Source organism: Lentzea albida (assembly GCF_900111005.1).
Classification (GTDB): domain Bacteria; phylum Actinomycetota; class Actinomycetes; order Mycobacteriales; family Pseudonocardiaceae; genus Lentzea; species Lentzea albida.
The window spans coordinates 247,819-256,916 of the sequence record NZ_FOFV01000015.1; the positions used below are offsets into that span (position 1 = coordinate 247,819).

Here is a 9,098-nt window from a genome sequence, read left to right on the forward strand (position 1 = left end):
TGTCGGTGCGTGCCCATCTCGTTCGACACCACCGGCTTCCGTCAGCTCGACCAGAACACCTGGCAGCACGCCAACGGTGACCAGGCCGTGCTCACCTACTTCGGCCTGGTCCCGGACCTCCCGGCAGGGCTCGACGACCTGCCGAAGCTCCGGCACGACCTCGCGGTCATCCACGGCGAGGCCGGCTGCCTGGTCGAGGCGCACGTCGTCCAGCTCGGCGGGGCGCCCGCGCTGCTGCGGATCGTCAAGCTGCCGCTGCCGAACCAGCCGAACGGGCAGGTCTTCACCTGCTCGTTCACCATCCCGAAGGAGCGCTCCAGCGCCGTGTTGCAGCTGGTGGCCGCCGAGCGGGGGATGACGGGCGCTCGCGAGGCCGTGCTCGCCGCCGAGCTCGGGTTCGAGAACTGGGTCAAGCAACACCCGTACGCGCCCGAGCTGCAGGGCGTGCTGCCGTTCCACGCGGGCGACGACCCGCGCCACGACCCGAGGTTCCCCGACCACCCGCTGTCGCGCGTGCGCGCGTGGGCCCACCATGTGGTCCGTACGGCGCAGGTGGATCCTGGGTTCGCCTCGCTGCCGCCGTTCCGGCCCCAGCCGCCGCCATCTCCGGTCGAGCCCGGCCAGAGGTTCGTCACCGCCCTGCCGAGCCTCCCGGTCAGGGACTTCGTCGGCCTGCGGATCGGTGAGCAGACGACGTACTGGCGCACGACCGACGCGACGCTGGGGGAGATGCTCGGCTGCGGCCTCATGGGGCGCTCGCCCCTCGCGGACACCCGGTTCCGCGACATGCTCATGATCGATGTCGAGACCGGCGACGCGATGATCCCCGACCGGTTCACCACCAACGGCCAGATGACCGCGCACAGCACGCGTCTGCAGCAGGTCACGCTGGCCGAGGCCAACGCCGCACTCTCCGACGACGACGTCATGGACGCCTTCAAGTGGGCAGGGCGGAAGTGCGGCGAGGCGGCGGAACGCGGCGAGTTCCTGTCGTTGGAGCCGATCGAGAACGACGGCGAGCAGGCCGATCCGCACGTCCTGCTGGCCGTCCAGCCGCACGAGGGGCAGCAGGTGGTGATCGCCCAGTTCTCGCCGCCACCGGCCGGGGGACCGCTCGCGGGCTCGGCGAGCCGCAGCGCTCCGGCCACGCCCGAGTCCGTCGAGGGCATCGGCGTGATCGCCGGACTGGCGGTCAACGAGTGGCGCTCACATCCGTTGAACATGGCGATCACCTACCGGCGTCCGGCAGGCTGATTGCAAATATTTGCAGAGCCCGACGTATTGTTTCCTGCTGTTTGCCGTGGTTTCGTGCAGCAACCCTGCAAGAAGTTGCGACAAGGAGGTCGCGATGCGTCGGGTCGTCGCCGCGCTCGCTGCACTGGTACTACTCCCCCTCACACCGGTCCAGGCCGTTGCCGCTCCACCGCAACGTCTTGCCGTGGGCGAGGTGGTGGACGTCGCGCCCGGTGTGCGCGACGGGGACGCGAGGCTCGCCTTGCCGCCCAAGCGCGACGACCTCCGGGGCGAGCGCTTCTACTTCGTGATGCCCGACCGGTTCGCCAACGGCGACCCGTCGAACGACCGGGGCCGGTCGAAGGCCGCCGAGCACGGGTTCGACCCCGCCGACAAGGGCTTCTACCACGGCGGTGACCTCAAGGGCCTGCGCCAGAAGCTCGACTACATCGAGGGCATGGGCATCACGGCGATCTGGATGACGCCGATGTTCCTCAACCGCTGGGTGCAGGGCGACTCCGCCGGCTACCACGGGTACTGGACGCTCGACTTCACCAAGCTCGACCCGCACTTCGGCACCACGCAGGAGATGCGCGACCTGATCCGCGACGCGCACCGGCGGGGCATCAAGGTCTTCTTCGACATCGTCGCGAACCACACCGCCGACGTGATCAAGTACGAGGAAGGCAAGACGTCTTACGTCTCCACGGGCGCGCAGCCGTACCTGGACGCGTCGGGCAAGCCGTTCGACATCGCGGAGTACGCGGGCCGCAAGGACTTCCCGAAGCTCGACGCGACCAAGTCGTTCCCGTACACCCCGGTGAAGGACGGCCCGACGAAGTTCCCGTTGTGGCTCAACGACTCCAAGCTCTACCACAACCGCGGTGACTCGACGTTCTCCGGCGAGTCGAGCGAGCAGGGCGACTTCTCCGGCCTCGACGACCTCATGACCGAGCACCCGCGCGTGGTCAACGGCATGAAGGACATCTTCACCAGCTGGATCGACACGCTCGACATCGACGGCTACCGCGTCGACACCGTCAAGCACGTCAACCTGGAGTTCTGGCAGGCCCTCGCGCCGCACGTGAAGCAGTACGCGAACCGCAAGGGCAAGAAGGACTTCTTCGTGTTCGGCGAGGTCTTCGACTCCTCGCCCGAGAACACCTCGAAGTACACGACCGACGGCCGCATGCAGGCCACGCTCGACTTCCCCTTCCAGAGCAGCGCGCTGACCTTCCTGTCCGGCAGGGGTTCCCAGCGCCTCGGTGAGGTCCTGCTCGACGACGACCGCTACACCGACGCCGACTCCAACGCCTCGTCGCTGCCCACGTTCCTCGGCAACCACGACATGGGCCGCATCGCGTGGATGATCCGCAACGACCGCCCCGGCATCTCGGACGCCGAGCTGCTGGAACGGCTGAAGCTCGGCAACCAGCTGATGTACCTGTGGCGCGGCAACCCGGTCGTCTACTACGGCGACGAGCAGGGCTTCGCGGGCACGGGCGGCGACAAGCTCGCACGTCAGGACATGTTCGCCTCGAAGACGCCCGAGTACGTGGCGGAGAAGTTCGTCGGCTCCGACCGCACGGGTGCCGTCGACAACTTCAACACCGCGCACCCGCTGTACCAGCAGCTCAAGACGCTGGCCGCGCAGGTCGACAAGGACCCGGTGTGGCGCGACGGCAACCAGGTCCTCCGCTACGCCGACGGGGACGTGTTCGCGTTCAGCCGGATCCTCGGCCGCGAGCACCTCGTCGTCGCCAACGCGGGCACCGCGCCCGCGACCGTCACCGTGCCGGTGTCGTCCGCCGGTTTCGAGAACGCCGCTGTGCAGAACGGTCGCGTCACGGTGACCGTGCCCGCGCTGTCGACGATGGTGCTCAAGGGCACCGGCGACGTCGCCAAGTCCAAGCCGGCGCCGACGCTGGTCGCCCCGGCCGCCGGAACCGTGCTGGACGAGCGCGTCGAGCTCCGCGCGGACGGCATCACCGCCCCGAACGCGGCGGCCACGTTCGCCGCTCGCGTCGAGGGCACCCGCGACTGGACCGTGCTCGGCACCGACGACGCCGCGCCGTACCGCGTGTTCGCCGACCTGTCCGCGCTTCCGGGTGCGGCTGTGGGCAAGCGCGTCGAACTGCGCGTCGTGGCGAAGTCGGGGGAGCTCGGCGCGGACGGCGCGTTCGTGTCGCTCGTGGCCGCCCCGCCGCTGCCCGAGCCCGGCACGAAGAACCCGGACTGGCTGGTCGTGCACTACGCGCGCGACAACTACGACGGCTGGGGCCTGCACGTCTGGGGTGACGTGGAGACGCCGACCGAGTGGGCCGCGCCGCTGCCGTTCGCGGGGGAGGACGCCTACGGGCGCTTCGCCTGGGTGAAGCTGAAGCCGGGCGCCAAGTCCGTCGGGCTCATCGCGCACAAGGGCGACGAGAAGGACACGTCCGTCGACCGGGTCGTGGACCCGAGCGTCACGCCCGAGGTGTGGCTTAGGCAGGGCGACCCGTCCGTGCACCCGTCCGAGCAGGCGGCCACCGGCAAGGCGGTCGTGCACTACGTCGGTGACGCCACCGGTGCCTTCGTGCGCGTCGCCGGGCGGGGGGACGTGCCGTTCACCAACGGCATCGCGGAACTCCCGCCCACCACGGACTTCTCCGTCGTGCGCGGCACGACCGTGGAGGCCTCGGGCAAGTTCACGAGTGGCCACTCGTGGGTGGCGAACGGCAAGGTGCACGCTTCTCTTGCCGCCGCCGAGAACCGCGCGGTGATCCACTACAACCGCCCGGACGGCGACTACACCGACTGGACGATGTACCACTGGACCGGCTCCGCGGAGCCGTCACCCGGCTGGAACCAGTCGCGCGTGCCGGACGGACGTGACCAGTTCGGCGTCTACTGGTCCGTGCCGCTCGCGGCCGGTGCGGCGGGCCTGAGCTATATCGTCCACCGCGGCGACACCAAGGACCCCGGGCCCGACCAGTTCCTCGACCTGGGGCAGAAGGGGAACGAGGTGTGGCAGTTGCAGGGCGACGAGACCTACCTGCTGCCGCCGAACGCCGGTCCGGCCGCCGACGACGACCTGACCAAGGCCAAGGCGATCTGGATCTCGAAGGACAAGGTCGTCTGGGACGTGCCGTCGGTGCAGTCCGACGGTTACCGGCTGGAGTACGGCGCGAAGGTGCTGCGGCTCTCGCCCACGACCGACGAGGTCCCGGCGCAGTTCCCGCACCTGCGCGGGAAGCCGGTGTTCGCCGTGCGCGGGTTCGTGGACGAGGCGTTGCGGGACAGGCTCGTGGCCGTGCACGTCGACGCGGGCGGCGCGATCCGGCACCGCACGAGCGTGCAGATCGCTGGGGTGCTGGACGACCGTTATGCCGCCGCGGCGACGAAACTGGCGTTCGGGCCGGCGTTCGACCGCGACCGCGCTTCGGTCCGGCTGTGGGCGCCGACGGCGTCCAACGTCAAGCTGCGGCTGTTCGACGAGCCCTCCGGTGAGCCTCGCAAGGTCGTGCAGCTCAAACGAGACGACGCTTCCGGCTCGTGGTCCGGTGACGGCAACTGGAAGAACAAGTACTACCAGTTCGAGGTCACCAACTGGGAGCGCACGGTCGTGGTCACCGACCCGTACTCCGTGGCGCTGTCGGTGAACTCGACGCACTCGCAGTTCGCCGACCTCAAGGACAGCCGCTCGATGCCGTCCGGGTGGGCGAAGGACGTCGCGAAGGGCATGGGCGGCGCGATCACCGAGCTGCACGTGCGCGACTTCTCGATCAACGACCAGTCGGTTCCGGCGGCGGACCGCGGCACCTACAAGGCGTTCACGCACCGCGACTCGACCGGCATGAAGCACCTGAAGACGCTGGCCGCGGCGGGCATGGACACCGTGCACCTGCTGCCGACGTTCGACATCGCGACGATCCCCGAGAAGCGGTCCGACCAGGCCACTCCCGCGTGCGACCTGCCCTCGCTGCCCGCCGACTCCGACCAGCAGCAGGCCTGCGTCGGTGCGGTCGCGGCGAAGGACGGCTTCAACTGGGGTTACGACCCGTTCCACTACGACGTGCCCGAGGGTTCGTACGCCACGGCGGACGCGCAGAACGGCTGGGTGCGTTCGAAGCAGTACCGCGAGATGGTGAAGTCGTTGCACGACAACGGCAACCGCGTGGTGGTGGACGTCGTCTACAACCACACGGCGGCGTTCGGCGACGCACCGACGTCCGTGCTCGACAAGGTCGTGCCCGGCTACTACCAGCGGCTCAACCTCGACGGCTCGGTCGCGAACTCCACCTGCTGCGCGAACACGGCGACCGAGAACGCCATGATGGGCAAGCTCGTCGTGGACTCGGTGGTGCGGTGGGCGAAGAACTACAAGGTCGACGGGTTCCGGTTCGACCTGATGGGCCACCACCCGAAGGCGAACATCCTCGCGGTGCGCGCCGCCCTGGACGCGCTGACCGTCGAACGCGACGGCGTGGACGGGCGCAAGATCGGCGTCTACGGCGAGGGCTGGGACTTCGGCGAGGTCGCGGGCAACGCCCGGTTCGAGCAGGCCACCCAGGCGAACATGGCCGGCACGGGCATCGGCACGTTCAGCGACCGGCTCCGGGACGCGGTGCGCGGCGGCGGTCCGTTCGACGACGACCCGCGCGTGCAGGGCATCGGCTCCGGTCTGGCCGGGGACGTGAACTCGTCGCCCGCCAACGGGAACGTGGCTCAGCGGCTGGAGAACTACAGCGACCTGGTGAAGCTCGGCATGGCGGGCAACATGGCGTCGTACCGGTTCCAGTCCACAGCCGGGCCCGTCGTCGCCGGGCGGGACGTTCAGTACAACGGCTCTCCCGCCGGGTACACCGGGCAGCCGTTGGAGGCCATCACGTACGTGGACGCGCACGACAACGAAGCGCTGTTCGACGCGTTGATGTACAAGCTGAAGCCCGAGACCTCGATGGCCGACCGGGTGAAGATGCAGACGGTGTCCCTGGCGCCCGCGTTGCTCGGGCAGGGGCGGCCGTTCGTCCACGCGGGTACGGAGTTCCTGCGCTCGAAGTCGTTGGACCGCAACAGCTACGACTCGGGCGACTGGTTCAACGCCTACGACCCGTCGTTGCGCGACAACGGGTTCGGTCGCGGGCTGCCGCCCAAGGCCGACAACGAGGCGAAGTGGCCGTACGCGAAGCCGTTGCTGGCCGGGCCGAAGCCCGCGTCGGCGGACATGAAGGCCTCGCTGGACGCGACCCTCGAGTTGCTGCGGATCCGCCAGACGTCGCCGTTGTTCTCCCTGGGCAGCGCGGACCTGGTGCAGCAGAAGGTCTCGTTCCCCGCGGCCGAGCCCGGTGTGATCGTCATGCACGTCGACGACACCGTCGGGCCGGACGTGGACCCGGCGCGTCGCGGACTGGTCGTGGTCATCAACCCGTACCCGACGGACAAGGCGGTCACGCTGCCCGCTGGTGACTGGAAGGCCGTGACCAGCGAGAAGAAGGTCGGCGCGCCACGGTCGGTCGTCGTGCTGGAACGATAGTTCCGCTGATAAACAGTTCGGATCGAGACTATTTGGTACCGTCGTGCTCATGGGCACGAAGGGGTGTACCGACCTGATGATGCTGTTGCATCGCACGGGTCACGCACTGGAGACCGAACTGACGGCGAGGCTCGCGGAGATCGGACTGACTCCGCGAGCCCGCTGCGTGTTGTCCAGCGCCCTCGACGCGGGCCTCACGCAGACCGAGATCGCCGATCGCGTCAACATCGACAAGACGACCATGGTCGTGACGATGGACGCCCTCGAATCCGCTGGATACGCCGAACGCAAGCCGTCCCCGACGGACCGCCGTGCGCGCGTTGTCGTGGTGACCGACCGTGGGCGCGAGATCGTGGCGAAGGCCGACGACGTGTACGAGGACGTGGTCGGCAGTGTGCTGGGCTCGCTGCCCGATGACGAGCGAACAGGCATGGTCAACGGCTTGACGCGCTTGGTGGAAGGCCGGTTGAGCACCCCTGTCGCGTGTGACAAGCCGCCGCGCAAGCGTGCTCTGCGTCATGCAGTTGGGTAGAAGATAGTCCCGTACAAAACTATCTGCTACGGTCCCTCTTATGACATCAGGGGGATCGAGAACCGACGCGCGCTGGCTCGCGCTGATCGTGCTGTGCGCGGGGATGTTGATGATCGTGCTGGACCAGACGATCGTGAACGTCGCGCTGCCCGCGATCGAGGAGGACCTCAAGTTCGGCCAGGCCGGGTTGGCCTGGGTCGTGAACGCGTACCTGATCGCCTACGGCGGTCTGCTCCTGCTCGCCGGTCGCCTGGGTGACCTGATCGGGCACAAGAAGGTGTTCCTGATCGGCCTCGGCGTCTTCACCGTCGCGTCGTTGCTGTGCGGTCTGTCCGTCAGCGCCGAGATGCTGATCGTGTCCCGCTTCGTGCAGGGTGCGGGCGGTGCGCTGGCCACGTCCGTGACGCTGGGCATGGTCGTGACGATGTTCCCGAGGCCTGACGAGCAGAGGCGCGCCATCGGTGTGTTCAGCTTCGTGGCGGCGGCGGGCGCATCCCTTGGGCTGTTGCTCGGTGGCGTGCTCACGGACGCCATGTCGTGGCACTGGATCTTCTTCGTGAACATCCCGATCGGCCTCGTCGCCGCCGTTGCGGCCGTGCGCCTGGTGCCCGACTCGGAAGGCCTGGGGCTGCGAGAGGGCGCGGACGTCCTCGGGGCGTTGCTGATCGTGGCCGCGGTGATGCTCGGCGTCTACACGATCGTCAAGGCCGAGCACTACGGCTTCGGCTCCGCGCACACGGTGGGTCTTGGTGCCGTGGCGGTGGCGTTGTTGGTGGGATTCGTGCTGCGCCAACGGACTGCCGCGAAGCCGTTGCTGCCGTTGCGGGTGTTCAAGTCCCGCAACGTGACGGGCGCGAACCTCGTGCAGATCTCGATGGTCGCCGGCATGTTCGGGCTGTTCTTCCTCGGCACGCTCTACATGCAGCTCGTGTTGCAGTACACGCCTTTGCAGATCGGTCTGGCGTTCATGCCCGTCGCCGGTGCCATCGCGGTGTTCTCGGTGTCGCTGTCGGCGCGCCTCAACACGCGGTTCGGCGAGCGGAACATGCTGATCGTGGGCCTGCTGTTCATGCTCGCCGGCATGCTGGTGTTCACGCAGGTGCCGGTCGACGGGTCGTACGTCGCGCACATCCTGCCCGCGGTCGCGCCGCTGGGGATCGGGCTGGGGCTGTCGTTCCCGGCCCTGATGACGCTGGCGATGTCCGGTGCCTCGCACGGCGAGGAGGGGCTGGCGTCCGGTCTGGTGAACACGACCGCGCAGGTGGGTGGCGCGCTGGGGCTCGCGGTGCTGGCGACGACCTCGACGAGCTACACGTCGTCGTTGCTCGCGTCGGGCGTCGGCCGGTTGGAGGCGCTGACCTCGGGCTTCCACCTGGCGTTCTGGATCTCGGCCGCGCTCGTCGCGGTGGCACTGGGGCTCGCGGTGTTCGTGCTGCGGCAGGTCGCCGTGTCGCGGGACGCCCAGCCCGTTCTGGTGCACTAGGTGTGATGTCCAGGGAGGTTGGTCAGCCGGGTGATGGGTGGCTGGCCTCCGAGGGCGGAGTGGGCTCGGTGGTGATTGTAGAAATGCAGCCAGCCGGGCAGGGCTGCTCGGCGCTGGGTTTCTGAGGGGTAGTGGCGGGCGTAGGCCCAGCCGTCGGCCAGGGTGCGGTGGAAGCGTTCGATCTTGCCATTGGTCTGCGGACGGTAGGGCCGGGTCCGTTTGTGCCGGACGCCGAGCTCGGCGCAGGCGTCGCGCCAGGCATGCGAGCGGTAGCAGGATCCGTTGTCGGACAACACTCTTTCGACCATGACATCGCGGTCGGCGAACCAGGCGAT

Annotated in this window: 5 protein-coding genes; 4 read left to right on the forward strand and 1 reads right to left on the reverse strand. The window is 68.7% G+C overall.

What is annotated here, in order from left to right:
• Positions 1–9 precede the first annotated feature (9 nt).
• The 4 genes from BMY74_RS45350 to BMY74_RS32150 all read left to right on the forward strand — a co-directional run bounded on the left by BMY74_RS45350 (position 10) and on the right by BMY74_RS32150 (position 8,763).
• Positions 10–1,254, forward strand: coding sequence for a hypothetical protein (locus tag BMY74_RS45350; protein WP_177230022.1), 1,245 nt, complete (start codon positions 10–12; stop codon positions 1,252–1,254).
• Positions 1,255–1,348: 94 nt separating this feature from the next.
• The gene (gene pulA / locus BMY74_RS32140) at positions 1,349–6,748 is read left to right on the forward strand and encodes a pullulanase-type alpha-1,6-glucosidase (protein ID WP_089922242.1); all 5,400 of its coding nucleotides are present in this window, start codon (positions 1,349–1,351) and stop codon (positions 6,746–6,748) included.
• A gap of 49 nt (positions 6,749–6,797) precedes the next feature.
• Positions 6,798–7,280 (forward strand): MarR family winged helix-turn-helix transcriptional regulator, encoded by a 483-nt coding sequence (locus tag BMY74_RS32145; RefSeq protein WP_218159812.1) that lies wholly within the window; start codon positions 6,798–6,800, stop codon positions 7,278–7,280.
• A 40-nt stretch (positions 7,281–7,320) separates the two neighbouring features.
• Positions 7,321–8,763: a DHA2 family efflux MFS transporter permease subunit gene (locus tag BMY74_RS32150; protein WP_089922243.1), complete on the forward strand. Its 1,443-nt coding sequence runs from the start codon at positions 7,321–7,323 to the stop codon at positions 8,761–8,763.
• Here BMY74_RS32150 and BMY74_RS32155 read toward each other — a convergent pair.
• Positions 8,760–9,098, reverse strand: a 339-nt coding sequence (locus BMY74_RS32155; RefSeq protein WP_143091777.1) for an integrase core domain-containing protein, incomplete at its 5' end; no start/stop codon positions are given. The two genes, BMY74_RS32150 and BMY74_RS32155, sit on opposite strands and share 4 nt — an antisense overlap.

Bases quoted from the DNA above. Each gene is read 5' to 3' on its own strand.
- pulA (WP_089922242.1), top strand. From the start codon at position 1,349: ATGCGTCGGGTCGTCGCCGCGCTCGCTGCACTGGTACTACTCCCCCTC.
- BMY74_RS32145 (WP_218159812.1), top strand. From the start codon at position 6,798: ATGGGCACGAAGGGGTGTACCGACCTGATGATGCTGTTGCATCGCACG.
- BMY74_RS32150 (WP_089922243.1), top strand. From the start codon at position 7,321: ATGACATCAGGGGGATCGAGAACCGACGCGCGCTGGCTCGCGCTGATC.